At 70.8% G+C, this 16,601-nt stretch carries 15 protein-coding genes; 7 read left to right on the top strand and 8 right to left on the bottom strand.

The genetic code is table 11. From position 1 onward, the window contains the following. Positions 1-9: 9 nt before the first annotated feature. Together ABZZ74_RS22460 and ABZZ74_RS22455 are read right to left on the bottom strand one after the other, a co-directional pair. Positions 10-1,671 carry a threonine/serine exporter family protein gene (locus ABZZ74_RS22460; RefSeq protein ID WP_356767512.1) on the bottom strand — a complete coding sequence of 554 codons (1,662 nt, stop codon included), beginning with the start codon at positions 1,669-1,671 and terminating at the stop codon, positions 10-12. A 107-nt stretch (positions 1,672-1,778) separates the two neighbouring features. Continuing rightward, positions 1,779-2,270, bottom strand: coding sequence for an inorganic diphosphatase (locus ABZZ74_RS22455; RefSeq protein ID WP_029394330.1), 492 nt, complete (start codon positions 2,268-2,270; stop codon positions 1,779-1,781). Between the two features lie 79 nt (positions 2,271-2,349). Between ABZZ74_RS22455 and dacB the strand changes: the two genes are divergently transcribed. The 6 genes from dacB to folE all read left to right on the top strand — a co-directional run bounded on the left by dacB (position 2,350) and on the right by folE (position 10,009). Continuing rightward, positions 2,350-3,993: a D-alanyl-D-alanine carboxypeptidase/D-alanyl-D-alanine-endopeptidase gene (gene dacB, locus ABZZ74_RS22450; protein WP_356767510.1), complete on the top strand. Its 1,644-nt coding sequence runs from the start codon at positions 2,350-2,352 to the stop codon at positions 3,991-3,993. Between the two features lie 76 nt (positions 3,994-4,069). After that, entirely contained in the window at positions 4,070-5,194 is a 1,125-nt protein-coding gene (locus ABZZ74_RS22445) for a zinc-dependent metalloprotease (RefSeq protein ID WP_356767508.1), read from the top strand. Positions 5,195-5,386: 192 nt separating this feature from the next. Then, complete coding sequence (gene tilS, locus ABZZ74_RS22440; protein ID WP_133044277.1) at positions 5,387-6,412, top strand: tRNA lysidine(34) synthetase TilS; 1,026 nt, start codon at positions 5,387-5,389, stop codon at positions 6,410-6,412. A 71-nt stretch (positions 6,413-6,483) separates the two neighbouring features. After that, the gene (hpt, locus tag ABZZ74_RS22435; protein ID WP_133044376.1) at positions 6,484-7,044 is read left to right on the top strand and encodes a hypoxanthine phosphoribosyltransferase; all 561 of its coding nucleotides are present in this window, start codon (positions 6,484-6,486) and stop codon (positions 7,042-7,044) included. Positions 7,045-7,250: 206 nt separating this feature from the next. Further along, positions 7,251-9,290: an ATP-dependent zinc metalloprotease FtsH gene (gene ftsH, locus ABZZ74_RS22430; protein ID WP_356767506.1), complete on the top strand. Its 2,040-nt coding sequence runs from the start codon at positions 7,251-7,253 to the stop codon at positions 9,288-9,290. A gap of 113 nt (positions 9,291-9,403) precedes the next feature. Further along, positions 9,404-10,009 (top strand): GTP cyclohydrolase I FolE, encoded by a 606-nt coding sequence (gene folE, locus ABZZ74_RS22425; protein WP_356767504.1) that lies wholly within the window; start codon positions 9,404-9,406, stop codon positions 10,007-10,009. Between the two features lie 5 nt (positions 10,010-10,014). On the opposite strand, the gene ABZZ74_RS22420 is transcribed toward folE, so the two are convergent. From ABZZ74_RS22420 to ABZZ74_RS22395, 6 genes are all read right to left on the bottom strand, one after another. Further along, entirely contained in the window at positions 10,015-10,500 is a 486-nt protein-coding gene (locus tag ABZZ74_RS22420; RefSeq protein WP_208778782.1) for a DUF3180 domain-containing protein, read from the bottom strand. 78 nt (positions 10,501-10,578) lie between these two features. Next, the gene (gene folK / locus ABZZ74_RS22415; RefSeq protein ID WP_356767501.1) at positions 10,579-11,190 is read right to left on the bottom strand and encodes a 2-amino-4-hydroxy-6-hydroxymethyldihydropteridine diphosphokinase; all 612 of its coding nucleotides are present in this window, start codon (positions 11,188-11,190) and stop codon (positions 10,579-10,581) included. Then, positions 11,187-11,546 (bottom strand): dihydroneopterin aldolase, encoded by a 360-nt coding sequence (gene folB, locus ABZZ74_RS22410; protein WP_133044282.1) that lies wholly within the window; start codon positions 11,544-11,546, stop codon positions 11,187-11,189. Before folB ends, folK begins: the two co-directional genes overlap by 4 nt. Positions 11,547-11,842: 296 nt before the next feature. Continuing rightward, positions 11,843-12,346, bottom strand: coding sequence for a nuclear transport factor 2 family protein (locus tag ABZZ74_RS22405; protein WP_356767499.1), 504 nt, complete (start codon positions 12,344-12,346; stop codon positions 11,843-11,845). Further along, positions 12,343-13,302, bottom strand: a complete 960-nt coding sequence (folP, locus tag ABZZ74_RS22400; protein WP_356767497.1) for a dihydropteroate synthase — start codon at positions 13,300-13,302, stop codon at positions 12,343-12,345. The genes ABZZ74_RS22405 and folP overlap by 4 nt, the downstream gene beginning before the upstream one ends. Before the next feature lie 112 nt (positions 13,303-13,414). Then, positions 13,415-15,232 (bottom strand): phosphatidylglycerol lysyltransferase domain-containing protein, encoded by a 1,818-nt coding sequence (locus ABZZ74_RS22395; RefSeq protein WP_356767495.1) that lies wholly within the window; start codon positions 15,230-15,232, stop codon positions 13,415-13,417. Between the two features lie 224 nt (positions 15,233-15,456). Here ABZZ74_RS22395 and ABZZ74_RS22390 point away from each other — a divergent pair, with 224 nt between their 5' ends. Then, the gene (locus ABZZ74_RS22390) at positions 15,457-16,584 is read left to right on the top strand and encodes an alpha/beta hydrolase-fold protein (RefSeq protein ID WP_356767493.1); all 1,128 of its coding nucleotides are present in this window, start codon (positions 15,457-15,459) and stop codon (positions 16,582-16,584) included. Positions 16,585-16,601 lie beyond the last annotated feature (17 nt).

The following is a 16,601-nucleotide window of genomic DNA, read 5'->3' as shown; positions in this document are numbered from 1 at the left end:
CCAGGGCTGCTAGAAACCGCGCGTCCGCTTGGCGGCCCGGCGCTTCTCGGCCGAGCCGATCCGCAGGAACAGCCGTGAGATCTCCGATCCCAGGTTGACCCCGATCGCGATGGCCATGGCGAGCGAGGCGGCCGTGGCCAGCGACACCAGCCCCTTGTCGACGTTGTTCTGGGCGATCGACAGCAGCCCGAAGTACGTCGACGAACCCGGCAGCAGAGGCCCGATGGCCGCCGTCGTGTACGGCAGCGCGGAAGCGAACCGGTAGCGGGACAGCAGCTGCCCGAACAGCCCCACGAGCCCGGCGGCGACGGCCGTGGAGGCGACCGGCGACAGCCCGCCGGGGTAGTGCAGCGCGCCGTACACGCACCACGCGACACCACCGTTGAGCGTCACCCACAGCACGGTCGAGCGCTCCTGCTGCAGCAGCACGGCGAACGTCAGCGACAGCAGCATCGAGGCGGAGATCTGCCACAGCGGCCGCTCGGCGATCTGCAGGGCCGCGTCCGGGTTCAGCTTGGCGCCCAGGTTCACCCCGAAGTACAGGACGACCAGCACCCCGGTGACGATCCCGACGAACAGGTAGATGACCTCCAGCAGCCGCGCGGAGGCGGTGATGTAGAAACCGGTCAGTCCGTCCTGCACGCCCGCCACCAGCGCGCGCCCGGGAAGCAGCGCGAACAGGCCACCGGTGATGACCGCGGAGGCCTTCACGTCCACATGGGCCACGGTCAGCGCGACCCCGATCGCCGCCGGGGGCATCGCGGCCACCGTGAACTGGTAGAACTCCGGCAGCCCGCGCCCCGCGCAGAGCCACGCCAGCCGGTCACCGAACATCGCGCCCAGCATGGCCGCGACGAACACGACCAGATCACCACCGACGAGCACGGAGGCGGCCCCGGCGAGCAGTCCGCTCGCCCCGGTCAGCACCCAGGTCGGATACGGGTGCCGGTTGCGCCGTATCTCCGCGAGCCGCCGGTAGGCCTCCTCCAGGGAGATGGTGGTCTCCGGGTCGCTGAGGTCGTCCACGAGCCGGAAGACGGCCGCCAGCCGCGTGTAGTCCGTCGCCCGCCGCCGCACGGTCCGCGAGGCCGTCACCGGATCCTCCACCAGCGAGGGCTGATAGGAGATCGACAGCAGCGTGAAGGTGACGTTCGGCTCGCAGCGGTCCAGGCCGTAGGACCGGCACACCGCGAACATCGCGGCCTCCACGTCCTCCGCGCCCTCACCGCCGGCCAGCAGCAGCTCCCCGATGCGCAGTGTCAGGTCGAGCACGCGCGGGACGGCGGGACCGCCCTCCTCCGCCTTCGGACCGGGCTCCGGCGCGGGCCGCTCGGCCACCGGCATCCGCAGCATGGTGCGCATGCGGTCCTGCCAGGGCACGTCCTTGGTGAGGCTGACGACGGGGATGCCGGTCGCCGGGGTGAACGCGGCCGGCGCCTGTCTGCTGCTGTAGGTGCTCGGCGCGCTGAACGCGGAGCCCTCGGACTCGGCGTTAGGAGCCTGCGGCACGTCCAGCCCGTCCGGGACGGCGAACTCCGACGTGGTCTCCGGCTCGGCGACCGCTCTGGGGGCTGCGAACCCGGCCGGAAGGGCGAACTCCGAAGTGATCTCGGGATCGAACGTGCCCCTCGCCTCGTCCGACTGCGGTTTGCGGTACTCCGCTTCCGTCACGTGCGCAACGCTCCCTGTACGACACCTCCTGCCACCCTCAGTATGCGCACAGGCACACGAAGGGGCCGCACGCGCATGCGTACGGCCCCTTCACAGGAGTCCGGGGCTCAGTGGCCGCCCTGCTCCTTGAACCGCTTGTAGGAGCGCTCGATCTCAGCCTCGGCGTCCGTGCGGCCGACCCAGTTGGCGCCCTCGACGGACTTGCCGGGCTCCAGGTCCTTGTAGACCTCGAAGAAGTGCTGGATCTCCAGACGGTCGAACTCGGAGACGTGGTGGATGTCACGCAGGTGCTCCACGCGCGGGTCCGTCGACGGGACGCACAGCAGCTTGTCGTCACCGCCCGCCTCGTCCGTCATGCGGAACATGCCGATCGCGCGGCAGCGGATCAGACAGCCCGGGAAGGTCGGCTCGTCCAGGATGACCAGCGCGTCCAGCGGGTCGCCGTCCTCGCCGAGGGTGTTCTCGACGAAGCCGTAGTCGGTCGGGTAGGCGGTCGAGGTGAAGAGTCGACGGTCCAGGCGGATCCGACCGGTCTCGTGGTCCACCTCGTACTTGTTCCGCGAACCCTTCGGGATCTCGATCGTGACGTCGAACTCCACCGGTGGCTCCTCCATGATCAACACATAGTTCTGGTGGTTAAGTGTCCCTCACGCACGTGTGTGATCGCGAAAGGGGCTGGTGGTCGTGCCTGAACTGAGGCCTTGGCGAGCCGCGAGACCGCATGTGGTGCGGGCCGCGAACGCCGTACGACCGCGTCTGGCACGGGCCGCCGGGACCGTACGCCCGCAGCTCGAACGAGCCGCGAACGCCGCGCGTCCCCGCCTCGAACGGGCCGCGGCGGCCGCGCGACCGCGGCTCGCGCGGGTGCTGTCGGCGAGGCCGAAGACCACCGGGACCTGGCAGTACACCGCGGGTGCCGCCACCGCCGGTGTGGCGCTGGCCGTCACCGTGGTGACCGCCGCCGGCCCCTGGGACTCCACCGGTCAGCGTACGGCCGAGGCGGACCGGGCGGTTGCCCTGGAACGCGCGGGTGGCGCAGATCACGGCCGTACATCCGATACGTCCGACAAGCCCCGGGCGCCCGAGCCCGCGCCGAGCGCCGCCTCGGTCCTGGTCGGCCTCGGCGGCTCCGCGAACACGGTGAGGTCCGCGCCCGTCGGACCGGCGCTCACCGACGTCCTCCGGCCGCTCCTCGGCGATGCCGCGCTCGGCGCCCACCGCGCCGCCGCGGTCGTTGACGTGGCCACCGGCAAGCGCCTGTACGGCACCGGCGCCGACGCCCCCCTCACGCCGGCCTCCACGACGAAGATCGCCACCGCGGTCGCCGCGCTGTCGGCGATGGGCGCCGACCACCGCCTCACCACGCGCACCGCCCTGGAACCGGACGCCAAGGAACTCGTCCTCGTCGGCGGCGGCGACCCGACGCTGACGGCCCGCAAGGACACCGACGGCTGGGCGAGCCTGCGCGACCTGGCGGACAGGACGGCGACGGCCCTGAAGAAGCGCGGCATCGACCGGGTCACGCTCTCCTATGACACCACTCTCTTCACCGGTCCCGCGGTGCACCCCATCGGCGCCGACAACGACAACCTCGCGCCGGTCAGCGCCCTCGTGGCCGACGAGGGGCGCACCGACAACTCCACCAGCGGAACCGCGATCCGGGTGGCGGACCCGGCCGCGGACGCGACGGAGAAGTTCGCGGGCTTCCTGGCCGCGGACGGCATCCGGACGACGCCCCCGCGCCCGTCCAGGGCGACGGCCCGCGCCAGGACGCTGGCCTCCGTCTCCTCACCCCCGCTCGCCGACCTGGTCGAGCGCATGCTGACCAACTCCGACAACGACATCGCGGAGGCGCTGGCCCGCCAGACGGCGGTGGCGACGGGGAAGCCGGCGAGCTTCGACGGCGGCGCGGCGGCGATCGCCGCCCAGCTGAGGAGACTCCAACTGCCCGTACAGGGCGCGCAGTTCCATGACGGCAGCGGCCTGAACCGCGCCGACAGGCTGACGGCCGACCTGCTGACCGCCCTCCTGGTCAAGGCCGGAGCCCCGGACCACCCCGAACTCCGCCCCGTCCTCACCGGCCTTCCGGTGGCGGGCTTCACCGGCACCCTGACCAGCCGCTACGCCAACGGTGCGGCAGGCGTCGTACGAGCCAAGACCGGCACCTTGAGCGGCGTGAACACCCTGGCGGGCACGGTGGTCGACCAGGACGGACGGCTGATCGCGTTCGCCTTCCTCGCGTCCGACACCGCGAGCAAGGAGGCGGCCCAGTCGGCGCTGGACCGCACGGCGACGGCCCTGGCGGCCTGCGGCTGCCGCTGACCCCTCCGGCGCCGTACCCGGTGCCGCGGGCCTCCGCGCCCTGCCCCCAGCGCGAACGCTCACGTACGGTTGACACATGACGAGCATCGGTGGTGCCGAGATGGTCGACTGGAATCTCGCGGTCGCGACCGCGACCCGGCTCGTGCGGCCGGGCCCCGACGTGAGCCGCGACGAGGCCCGAGAGGTCGTCGCGGAGCTGCGCCGGCATGCCAAGGCCTCGGAGGGACACGTCCGCGGCTTCACCCGGATGGGCACGGAGGAGACCCACGACACCCCGATCCTGGTCGTCGACCGGCCCGGCTGGGTGCGGGCCAACGTCGCCGGCTTCCGGGAGATCCTCAAACCGCTGCTCGAGAAGATGCAGGAGCGGCGCGGCAGCAGCCCGGGCGGCGCGGTCCTCGGCGCGGTCGGCGGCAAGGTCACCGGCGTCGAACTGGGCATGCTGCTGTCGTTCCTCGCCTCCCGTGTCCTCGGCCAGTACGAGACCTTCGCCCCGGCCACCCGCGAGCTGCCGGCCGGCGAGAACGGCGGCGGCCGGCTGCTCCTCGTCGCGCCCAACATCGTGCACGTGGAGCGCGAACTCGACGTGCAGCCCCACGACTTCCGCCTCTGGGTCTGTCTGCACGAGGAGACGCACCGCACGCAGTTCAGCGCGGTGCCCTGGCTGCGCGACCACCTCGAGGGCGAAATCCAGTCTTTCCTGGGGGAGACGGACGTCGACCCGATGACCGTCCTGGAGCGCATCCGGGAGGCCGCCCAGTCCCTCGCGGGCGGGCGCCCCGAGGCGGAGGAGGACGACGGGGGGCGCTCCTTCGTGGAGATCGTGCAGACCCCGGCCCAGCGCGAGATCCTCGGCCGTCTCACCGCCGTGATGTCCCTCCTCGAGGGTCACGCCGACTTCGTGATGGACGGAGTGGGCCCCGACGTCGTGCCGAGCGTGGCCGAGATCCGCGAGAAGTTCCAGCAGCGCCGCGCGAAGGGCGCCTCCCGGCTGGACATGGCACTGCGCAGGCTGCTCGGCCTGGACGCCAAACTCAGGCAGTACCGGGACGGCGAGCGGTTCGTGCGGGCCGTCGTCGACCAGGTCGGCATGGACGGCTTCAACCGTGTGTGGACGTCCCCGAACACCCTGCCGACCAAGTCGGAGATCGCCAAACCGGCGGACTGGGTCGCGCGGGTGCACCGCAAGAGCGAGTCGTGAACGCCGTGGGGACGTGGTGAACCGATTCCGGCCGACGGCAGGCGAACGCCCCTCCAATCACCCGTCCGAGGGACCGTGAGCCATGGGTAGGCGTGCAATGCTCGGGGAACGGCCCGGTTCTGTCACCATCGACACACTCTGAGTGACCGAACCTCGGGCTCACCCCCGAAAACTTCATGAAGGGAACCGGACATGGGTCCCCATCCTGCGGTCGCGGCGATACGCCTGGCGGTCCGCCGCGTCCTTCACGACATCCTCAACGACGACCAGCCCCCCGCCGGGCGGACCGCGCACGAGCCCCCGCCCGCGCCGCTCGTGCTCGTGGCGTGCTCCGGCGGCGCCGACTCCATGGCGCTCGCCTCCGCCCTCGCTTTCGAGGCCCCCAAGCTCGGCATCCGCTGCGGCGGCGTCACCGTCGACCACGGACTGCAGCCCGGCTCCGATCTGCGCGCCGAGGAAGTCGCCCTGCGGCTGCGCGAGTTGGGCCTGGACCCGGTCGAGTCCGTCGCCGTGACCGTCGGCCGCGAAGGCGGCCCGGAAGCCGCCGCCCGCGACGCACGGTACGCCGCCCTCGACGCGGCCGCGGCCCGCCACGGCGCCACCGCGATCCTGCTCGGCCACACCCGCGACGACCAGGCCGAGACCGTTCTGCTCGGCCTCGCCCGCGGCTCCGGCATCCGCTCCCTGTCCGGAATGGCCGCGGTCTCGGGGGCCGGTGGCCGTTACCGCCGCCCCTTCCTCGAACTCGACCGGCAGACCGCCCGCAAGGCCTGCATGGTCCAGTCGCTGCCCGTCTGGGACGACCCGCACAACGCCGACCCCGCCTACACCCGCTCGCGGCTGCGCCACGAGGGCCTGCCCGCCCTGGAGAAGGCGCTCGGCAAGGGCGTCGTCGAGGCCCTCGCCCGTACCGCGCAGCTCTCCCGCGACGACGCCGACGCCCTGGACGCCTGGGCCCGCCAGGCCGAGGCCGCCGTGCGGGACAGCGCGGGCCTGCTGGAGTGCGCCAAGCTCTACGCCCTGCCGCCCGCCGTGCGCCGCCGCATCCTGCGCCAGGCGGCCATCGAGGCCGGCGCCCCGGCCGGCTCGCTGTTCGCCCGCCACATCGAGGAAGTCGACCGGCTGATCACCGGCTGGCGCGGCCAGGGAGCCATCAATCTCCCGGGCAAGGTCGTCGCCCAGCGCCAGGGTGGCAGACTGGTGATTCGGCAAGGCTGAACCTCATCCCGTTTTGTGCGGGATCCGGCCCCGCTTCCGGGGCCGGGCAGCCGGTGGGACGACCGAAAGTGATGCGGGTGGACGCGAAAGACATGGGTGCCGACCTCAAGCAGGTGCTCATCACCAAGGAAGAGATCGACGCGAAGCTCGTCGAGCTGGCCGCGAAGATCGACGCGGAGTACGCGGGCAAGGACCTGCTCATCGTCGGCGTCCTCAAGGGCGCGGTGATGGTCATGGCCGACCTGGCCCGGGCGCTGTCCACCCCCGTCACCATGGACTGGATGGCCGTGTCCTCGTACGGCGCGGGCACCCAGTCCTCCGGTGTGGTGCGGATCCTGAAGGACCTCGACACCGACATCAAGGGCCGGCACGTCCTGATCGTCGAGGACATCATCGACTCCGGACTGACGCTGTCGTGGCTGATCAACAACCTCGGCTCGCGTGAGCCGGAGTCCCTGAAGATCTGCACCCTGCTGCGCAAGCCGGACGCCGCGAAGGTCGCCATCGACGTCGAATGGGTCGGCTTCGACATCCCGAACGAGTTCGTCGTCGGTTACGGTCTGGACTACGCGGAGAAGTACCGGAATCTCCCGTTCGTCGGTACGCTCGCCCCCCACGTCTACGGCGGCTGAGCCGGCCTTGGGGCCAAGCGAGCCGTCTTTGTAGGACGATCGGGAACCCCAGCGGGTTTCGCGCCGTTGGAGCATGCAGAGGCGGGAATGCCGGCCGTCCGAGCCGCGGAGTGCGGCTTCGGGCAACAATGCTGGGGTACCGTCAGAAGAACTGTCTTATCAAACTCACTATGGCAGGAGGGACGGGGCGACACCGCTCCGTATGGATGGACGTGAAGCGATACTTCCGTGGGCCGGTCATGTGGATCGTGCTGGCCGTCCTTGCCGTGGTCGTGTTGATGCAGGTCGTCGGCTCGTCCGGCGGCTACAAGACGGTGGACACCGGCCAGGTCGTGGCGGCGATCAACGACAACAAGGTGGAGAGCGTCAAGCTCACCACCGGTGACGAGCAGACCGTCAAGGCCCAGCTCAAGGACGGTTTCAAGGTCGAGGGCAGCTCGAAGATCCAGGCGAGCTATATCGGCGACCAGGGTGTGGCCATCGCCAACACGCTGCAGACCAAGTACCAGGACAAGCAGATCCCGGACGGCTACACCGTGTCGCCGTCCAAGCAGAACCCGTTCCTCGGCATCCTGCTCTCCCTGCTCCCCTTCGTCCTGATCGTGGTCGTCTTCCTGTTCCTGATGAACCAGATGCAGGGTGGCGGCTCCCGGGTGATGAACTTCGGGAAGTCCAAGGCCAAGCTGATCACCAAGGACACCCCGAAGACGACGTTCTCCGACGTCGCGGGCTGCGACGAGGCCGTCGAGGAACTCCACGAGATCAAGGAGTTCCTGCAGGAACCGGCGAAGTTCCAGGCCGTCGGCGCCAAGATCCCCAAGGGCGTGCTGCTCTACGGCCGTCCCGGTACCGGCAAGACGCTGCTCGCGCGAGCCGTCGCCGGTGAGGCGGGGGTCCCCTTCTACTCGATCTCCGGTTCCGACTTCGTCGAGATGTTCGTCGGTGTCGGTGCCTCCCGGGTCCGTGACCTGTTCGAGCAGGCCAAGGCGAACGCCCCGGCGATCGTCTTCGTCGACGAGATCGACGCGGTCGGCCGCCACCGCGGCGCCGGCCTCGGCGGTGGTCACGACGAGCGCGAGCAGACGCTGAACCAGCTGCTTGTCGAGATGGACGGTTTTGACGTCAAGGGTGGTGTGATTCTCATCGCAGCCACCAACCGTCCGGACATCCTCGACCCGGCTCTTCTGCGGCCCGGCCGCTTCGACCGCCAGATCGCGGTCGACCCGCCGGACCTGCAGGGCCGCCTGGAGATCCTCAAGGTCCACCAGAAGGGCAAGCCGGTCGCCCCGGACGTCGACCTCGCGGCCGTCGCCCGCCGGACGCCGGGCTTCACCGGCGCCGACCTGAGCAACGTCCTCAACGAGGCCGCCCTGCTCACGGCCCGCAGCGACCGGAAGCTGATCGACAACTCCATGCTGGACGAGGCGATCGACCGCGTGGTGGCGGGCCCGCAGAAGCGGACCCGGATCATGTCGGACAAGGAGAAGAAGATCACCGCGTACCACGAGGGCGGACACGCCCTGGTCGCGGCGGCCTCCCCGAACTCCGACCCGGTCCACAAGATCACGATCCTCTCCCGAGGCCGTGCTCTGGGCTACACGATGGTCCTGCCGGACGAGGACAAGTACTCGACCACCCGCAACGAGATGCTCGACCAGCTCGCCTACATGCTGGGCGGTCGCGCGGCCGAGGAACTGGTCTTCCACGACCCGACCACGGGCGCGGCGAACGACATCGAGAAGGCCACCGCCACGGCCCGTGCGATGGTCACCCAGTACGGCATGACCGAGCGTCTGGGCGCCATCAAGTTCGGCGGCGACAACACCGAGCCGTTCCTCGGACGTGAGATGGCTCACCAGCGCGACTACTCGGAAGAGGTCGCCGCGCTGGTGGACGAGGAAGTCAAGAAGCTCATCGAGAACGCGCACAACGAGGCCTGGGAGATCCTGGTCGAGAACCGCGACGTCCTCGACAACCTCGTCCTGCAGCTGCTGGAGAAGGAGACGCTGGGCAAGGAGCAGATCGCCGAGATCTTCGCTCCCATCGTCAAGCGCCCGCCGCGTCCGGCCTGGACCGGCTCCTCCCGCCGCACGCCGTCCACCCGTCCGCCGGTGCTCTCCCCCAAGGAGCTCGCCCTGACGAACGGCGCCAACGGCGCGACCCCGGCGATCTCCACCGCCAAGTCGACGGCGACGGAGCACGCCCCGGTGGCCGAGCCGGCTCCGGAGGAGCGTCCCGAGAGCTGACGTCATTTCCGGCCACCGAGACCGGAATGGATGCACGCGCCCCCCAGGTTTTAGCCTGGGGGGCGCGGCATTTATGGGTGCGCGCAGGTGACACCAGAGGAACGAGGCACGAGATGACCGACCCTGTGACGCTGGACAGCGAGGGCGAGATCGGCGAGTTCGACGAGAAGCGTGCCGAGAACGCCATCCGCGAACTGCTGATCGCGGTCGGCGAGGACCCTGACCGGGAGGGCCTCAAGGAGACGCCGGCGCGGGTGGCGCGGGCGTACAAGGAGATTTTCGCGGGCCTGTGGCAGAAGCCCGAGGACGTGCTGACGACGACGTTCGACCTGGGCCACGACGAGATGGTGCTGGTGAAGGACATCGAGGTGCTCAGCTCGTGCGAGCACCATCTGGTCCCGTTCGTCGGGGTCGCCCACGTCGGCTACATCCCGTCCGCCGACGGCAAGATCACGGGCCTTTCGAAGCTGGCCCGGCTCGTGGACGTCTACGCCCGCCGTCCGCAGGTGCAGGAACGACTCACCACGCAGATCGCCGACTCCCTGATGGAGATACTGGAGCCGCGTGGCGTGATCGTCGTCGTCGAGTGCGAGCACATGTGCATGTCGATGCGTGGCGTCCGCAAGCCGGGGGCGAAGACCATAACGTCGGCGGTCCGTGGCCAGCTGCGCGACTCCGCCACGCGCAACGAGGCGATGAGCCTCATCATGGCGCGCTGACGGCCCTACGCCGCCGAGGCCGCCCCGTTGTTGTGCTCGTCGTCCTCCGGGAGCTTGCAGACCCGCTCGAGGAAGATGGCCGCCACTATGACCGCGATGCCCGCCACGACCGAGAAGCCGGCGTAGATGGCCTGATCGCGGCGGGCCGGGATGTCGAGGAGTTCCAGCAGGAAGACGCCCGTGCCGCCGTACATCCCGGCGACCAGGGCGGCCACCAGGGCGCTGGCCTGGCCGAAGACGACCGCGCGGGCCGCCATCAGCGGGTCCACGCCCTTGGCCTCGGGGCGGCGCTCGCGCTGGGCCTTGAGACGGCCGCGGATCGAGAGCGCCGTGGCCGTCAGGACCACCGCGATCAGGGCCAGGACGATCGGCGCGGCCAGGGGGACGCTCGGCAGGGTCCCGATCGAGTTCCACAGGCGGGCGCCCGCCCAGGACAGGATGGCGGCCACGACGAACACTCCGACCAGCACCCTGATGCGCAGCTCTCTCACGGTGTCCCTTCAGCTCCCCCGGATCCCGGGATCGTCCCGCGGCCTGTGGTCGTCCCGGCCTCGCCCTGACCTTAACGACTACTCGGGCAGGTGGAGTTCCAGGTCCTTGCGGGGAGTCACGCCCTCGCGGGTGACGGCGGCGAGGAGATCGGCGACCGCGCCGCGACCGGGCAGCTGCGCCTCGGGCTCCAGATCGTGCCAGGGAGCGAGGACGAAGGCGCGCTCATGGGCGCGCGGGTGGGGGAGGGTGAGACGCGGGTCGGCGTCGACGACGTCGGCGTACGCGACGATGTCGACGTCCAGGGTGCGGGCGCCCCAGCGCTCGTCGCGCACCCGGTGGAAGGCCTCCTCGACCGCGTGCGCCCGCTCCAGGAGCGAGGACGGCGGCAGGGTGGTCTTCAGCACGACCACGGCGTTGAAGTACGAGGGCTGGCTGCCGGGTTCGACGCCCCACGGCTCCGTCTCGTACACCGGCGACACGGCCTTGACCCGGACGCCGGGGGTGTCCTCGAGGGCGTCGATGGCGCCTTGGAGGGTCTCCAGGCGGTTGCCGAGGTTGGAGCCGAGGGAGATCACGGCGCGTTGGGGGTTGTGCAGGGTCGTGTCGGCGGCGTCCACCTGCTGCACGACGGAGGCGGGCACCGGCTGTACGGTCGGGTCGCTGTGCCCCTCGGTGAAGAACGCGGTCATACTCGGCTCCGGGTGATGGTGACGGTCACGTCGTCGAAGGGGACGGTGATCGGCGCGTCCGGCTTGTGGACGCAGACCTCGACCTCCTGGACCCCGTCGTGCTTCAGACAGGCCTGGGCGATGCGCTCGGCGAGCGTCTCGATGAGGTTGACGGGTTCGCCCTCGACGACGGCGACGACCTCCTCCGCCACGATGCCGTAGTGCACGGTCTTCGCCAGGTCGTCGTCCGCCGCGGCCGGCCGGGTGTCCAGGCCGAGGACGAGGTCCACCAGGAAGGTCTGGCCCTCCTCGCGTTCCTTGGGGAACACACCGTGGTGCCCGCGGGCCTTCAGGCCGCGCAGCGCGACACGATCCACGCGAATCACTCCTGCAATCGTCGGTGACGGCCGGTCGGTGCCGTGTGCGGGCGGCACACCGGCCTCGAACGAATCTACCTGCGGGCACTGACAGGGCCGGGCCACGGGGCCGCGGGCCCGAGCCGGGGCCAGGAGGTTTCATCGTCTGTTTCCCCTGGGGAACCCGGTGGCTCACGGGTTGGTAGCCGCCCCTACCCGGGCCGTCGTGATTCCAACCACTTCTTGCTCCCGGTGGGTGTTCCGGGTGCCTGCGGACGGTCTCGGCCCGTGAATGTCCTCACCGGGCGACTACCCGGTCAGGACGGGGTGTCCTCGTCCTCGGCCTCGTCGTTTTCGGCCAGAACGGGGGAGGCGTGGTGGGACCAGAGCTTCCAGCCGTCGGGGGTGCGGCGGAACACGTTGGTCGCTACCACCAACTGGCCCACCAGAGGTCCCAGCTCCTCGTCGCCCTTGGGGGCCGGGCCGCCACTGAGGATGTTCTCGGTGCAGGTGACCAGGGCCGTGTCGCCGGTGACCGAGACGTGCACGTCGGTCAGGAAGAACTGGATGTAGTCGGTGCTCGCCATGATCAGCGCGTACGACCTCAGGACCTCGCCGCGACCGGTCAGCACGGGCCAGCCCGGGTGCACGCAGGAGACCACACCGGTGTCCGCCGGGTCGTGGTACTCCTCGTCGACGCCCAGGTCGGCGGGGGTCAGCCAGAGTGAGGACACCTCCTCGAAGTCACCGCGCTCCAGGGCCTCGTAGAACGCGGTGTTGGCCGCCTCCACCTGCTCGACATCGGTGTGGGGGGCGCTCACCGGGCTCCTTCTGAGCCGTGCGAGCCGTGTGCGCCGGGCGCGTGTTCCGGATCGCGCACCCCGCGTGTGGTGTCGGCGCCCGGCGCACTTCCGGCCGCGCGCGCTTTTTCCACGGCGCGCGCGACGCGTACCGCGTCCGCTGTCGCGCGGACCTCGTGCACGCGGACCGCCCATGCGCCGGCCTGCGCGGCGAGCGCGGAGACGGCGGCCGTGGCGGCGTCCCGCTCGCGCGCGGGCGGGGGCGCGCCCTCCGGGCCGGCGAGCACGCGCCCCAGGAACCGCTTGCGGGAGGCGGCGACCAGCAGGGGGCGGCCGAGACCGAGCAGACGGTCGAGGTGGGCCAGCAGGACGAGGTCGTGCTCGGCGTCCTTGGAGAAGCCGAGACCGGGGTCGACGACGATCCGGTCGGGGGCGATGCCGCCGGCGAGGACGGCGTCCACGCGCGCGTGGAGTTCGTCGACGACCTCCGCGACGACATCGTCGTACACCCCCCTGACGTTGCCGCCCTCCAGGAAGCCGCGCCAGTGCATCACGACGAAGGGGGCGCCCGAGGAGGCGACGACGGGGATCATCGCGGGGTCGGCGAGGCCGCCGCTGACGTCGTTGACGAGGGCCGCGCCGGCGGCGAGGGCCTGCTCGGCGACGGATGCGCGCATGGTGTCGACGGAGACCGTGACGCCTTCGGAGGCGAGGCCGCGGACGACGGGGACGACGCGCCTGAGTTCCTCGGCGGCGTCGACGCGGGTGGCGCCGGGGCGGGTGGACTCGCCGCCGACGTCGACCAGGTCGGCGCCCTCGGCGACCAGCTCCAGGCCGTGCTTGACGGCCGCCGTGGTGTCGAAGAAGCGGCCGCCGTCGGAGAAGGAATCGGGCGTGACGTTCACGACTCCCATGACCGCGCAGCGGTCCCACTGCGGAAGGCCCGCGACGCGCCCGCGTCCACTCTCATTGCTCATACGTTCAGCGTAGGCCCCACAACGGGCCCGAAGACGCCGCGGCCCGGCCGGAGGCCCCGGGGGACGGGGCGGCTCTCCGGCCGGGTCGGCGTCTCACACGTGAACCGGGACGTCATGCGACCCGGGCGCGGGCGTCCCTCTCGGACACGGTGTGGGCACACACGCGTGCCGGCTTCTGGCGGCGGCGCAGGAAGCGCGGCAGCGGCAGGGCCAGGTTGACGAAGCCCTCGGCCTGCATCGCGGCGAGACCGATGCGCGGCAGGTCCGCGGAGGCCCGGTAGACGACGAAGCGCGGCTCCCAGCGGGGCTGGAACTTGGCGTTGAACTTGTACAGGGACTCGATCTGGAACCAGCGGGAGAGGAACACCAGCAGCCCGCGCCAGGCGCGCAGCACGGGGCCCGCGCCGATCTTCTCGCCCCGCGCGAGGGCGGAGCGGAACATCGCGAAGTTCAGCGAGACACGCGTGATGCCGAACTTCGGGGCCGCCTGGAGGGCGGCGACGATGAGCAGTTCGTTCATGCCGGGGTCGGCCGAGCGGTCGCGGCGCATCAGGTCCAGGGAGGCGCCGTCCGTGCCCCAGGGCACGAAGTGCAGGATCGCCTTCAGATCGCCGTAGGGGCCGGGCTGCTCGTCGGCCTTGTGGGCGGTGGCGATCAGGCAGTCGCCGTCGGAGGTGTCGCCGATCCGGCCCAGAGCCATGGAGAAGCCGCGCTCGGTGTCCGTGCCGCGCCAGTCTTCGGCGGCCTGCCGGATCCGCTCCAGCTCCGCCTCGCCGAGGTCACGGACACGTCGTACCCGGGTCTCGTAACCGGCGCGCTCGATGCGCTTGACCATCTGCCGCACGTTGCGCATCGCGCGGCCGGCGAGGGAGAAATCCGCCACGTCCACCACCGCCTCGTCGCCCAGTTCCAGGGCGTCCAGGCCGGTCTCGCGGGTCCACACCTCGCCTCCCGTCTCCGAGCAGCCCATGACGGCCGGGGTCCAGGAGTGCGCGCGTGCCTCGTCCATGAAGCGCTCGATGGCGCCCGGCCAGGCCTCGACGTCGCCGATGGGGTCGCCGCTGGCGAGCATCACGCCGGACACGACGCGGTAGGTCACCGCCGCCTTGCCGCTGGGCGAGAAGACCACGGCCTTGTCGCGCCGCAGGGCGAAGTGGCCGAGGGAGTCGCGGCGGCCGTGCTTGTCCAGCAGCGCCCGCAGGCGTACCTCGTCCTCCTCCGTCAGGCGCGCCGCCGGGTGTTCCGGCCGGAATGCCAGGTAAATGGTCGTGACCGCGGTGAGCAGTCCGAGGGCGCCGAGGGAGAAGCCCACCGTCCAGGAGGTGTTGCCCTGGTAGTCGACCGGGCCCTCGAAGCCGAAGAGGCCGTACAGCACGTGGGTGATGCGGTCGGCCAGGCTCGGGTCGCCGACCATGCGGTTCGGGTGGACGCTGACGATGACCAGGCCGAGGGCGAGGGAACCGGCGCTCATGAGGACGAAGTTGGCGAGCGCCCGCCACCTGCTGCGCGGGTCGGGCAGCGCGGCGAACTGGTCGCGGTGGCGCAGCAGTGGCGCGAGCAGCGCCGCCGAGATGACCACGCCGATCAGGGAGTGGCGGTACGTGAACTGCGCCACGGCGCCCGCCGGCAGCAGCGCCACCGCCGCGCGCCACGCACGCCGCTTGCCGCGCCGGAGGCCGTGCGCGAGCAGCAGCAGGAGGATGCCCGCGCTCAGCGAGAGGGCCGCCGCGAAGGGACCGAACGACCCGGGCAGCACCTCGGCGATGCTGTGCATACGGCTGTGCCGGAAGCGCGGGAAGACGCCCGCCGCGATGTCCAGAACGCCCACCAGAGCGCACGCCCTGGCGACGAGCACCGGTACGGCCTCGGGGCGCGGACCTCGCAGTACGCGCCGCGTGTTGCGTGCGGGGGAGGGAACCCCACCCGACATTTCCTCATCTGTCCTGACAGACATCGCATCCCGTAGTTCTGCGAGAGACCTTGGACCCGGTGCCGTTCTGGGCATCCGGCGACATTGCGCCCTCTAGGACGGTGTCTCGGGGGGAGAGGTTCCTTCCTCCCCCCAAAGCCGGTCCAAAGGACGGGGAAAGTCCCGGACAAGCCCTTGCGAAGGGGTGGTGCTCCGGGGAAAACCCGCAGGCAGGAAGATAGGTCATGGGTCTTACGAGCAACAAGGTGCTGGCGCTCGCGGTCGTGTTCGCCGTACTGCTGTTCGTCGGCACGGTGTGGCTGTGGCCGCGGCTGGCGCTGCGGAACTGGCGGGCCGTCAGCGGCCGCGTGGGTCTGCTGTTCGGTACCCAGCTGGCCCTCTTCGCGTCGGTGGGCCTCGCCGCCAACCAGGCCTTCGGGTTCTACGCGAGCTGGGCGGACCTGTTCGGCCAGGAGAAGGAACAGGGCGTGGTCGTCAACCACACCGCGCCCGGCGGCTCCGGCGGCCCCCTGGAGGTGCTCGACACGGCACGCGTGCGTGGCGCGGGCGGCGCCCGGCCGCAGACCGGCGGACAGATCCAGAAGGTCGACATCGTGGGCCGCAGGACGCATATCGCCACGCCCGCGTACGTCTATCTGCCGCCGGAGTACTTCCAGACCCGTTATCGCGCGCGTACGTTCCCCGCGGCCGTCGTCCTGACCGGATATCCGGGCACCGCGCAGGCGCTCGTGGACAAGCTGCACTACCCGCGCACAGCACAGGAGCTCGCCAAGGACGGCCGTATGCAGCCGATGATCCTGGTGATGCTGCGGCCCACCGTCGCACCGCCGCGGGACACCGAGTGCGTGGACATCCCGGGTGGCCCGCAGACGGAGACGTTCTTCGCCAAGGACCTGCCGGACGCCATGCTCGCGCACTACAGGGTGGGCAGGAAGCCCGGGAGCTGGGGCATCATCGGGGATTCCACGGGCGGCTACTGCGCACTGAAACTCGCCATGCACCACCCCGACTCCTTCGCGGTGGGCGCGGGCCTGTCGCCGTACTACAAGGCGCCGGTCGACCCGACCACGGGCGACCTCTTCCACGGCGACAAAGGGCTGCGCAACCGTGCCGACCTGTGGTGGTGCCTCAAGCACCTGCCCGCCCCCGACACCTCACTTCTCGTCACCAGCAGCCGGCTCGGGGAATCCAACTACAAGTCGACGCTGAAGTTCATAGAGCGAGTTCAGGCCACGAAGCTGACTCGGATCTCCTCGATCATCCTCGACAGCGGGGGGCACAACTTCAACACCTGGCGGCGGGAGATTCCGGCGACGCTGCAGTGGATCAGCGGGCGGCTGAGCGACCGGTGACCAGGGTTCCCAACAGG

The sequence above is a fragment of the Streptomyces sp. NPDC006476 genome, from assembly GCF_040612015.1.
GTDB classification, from domain to species: domain Bacteria; phylum Actinomycetota; class Actinomycetes; order Streptomycetales; family Streptomycetaceae; genus Streptomyces; species Streptomyces griseorubiginosus_B.
This window is presented reverse-complemented; position numbering and strand designations above follow the sequence as displayed.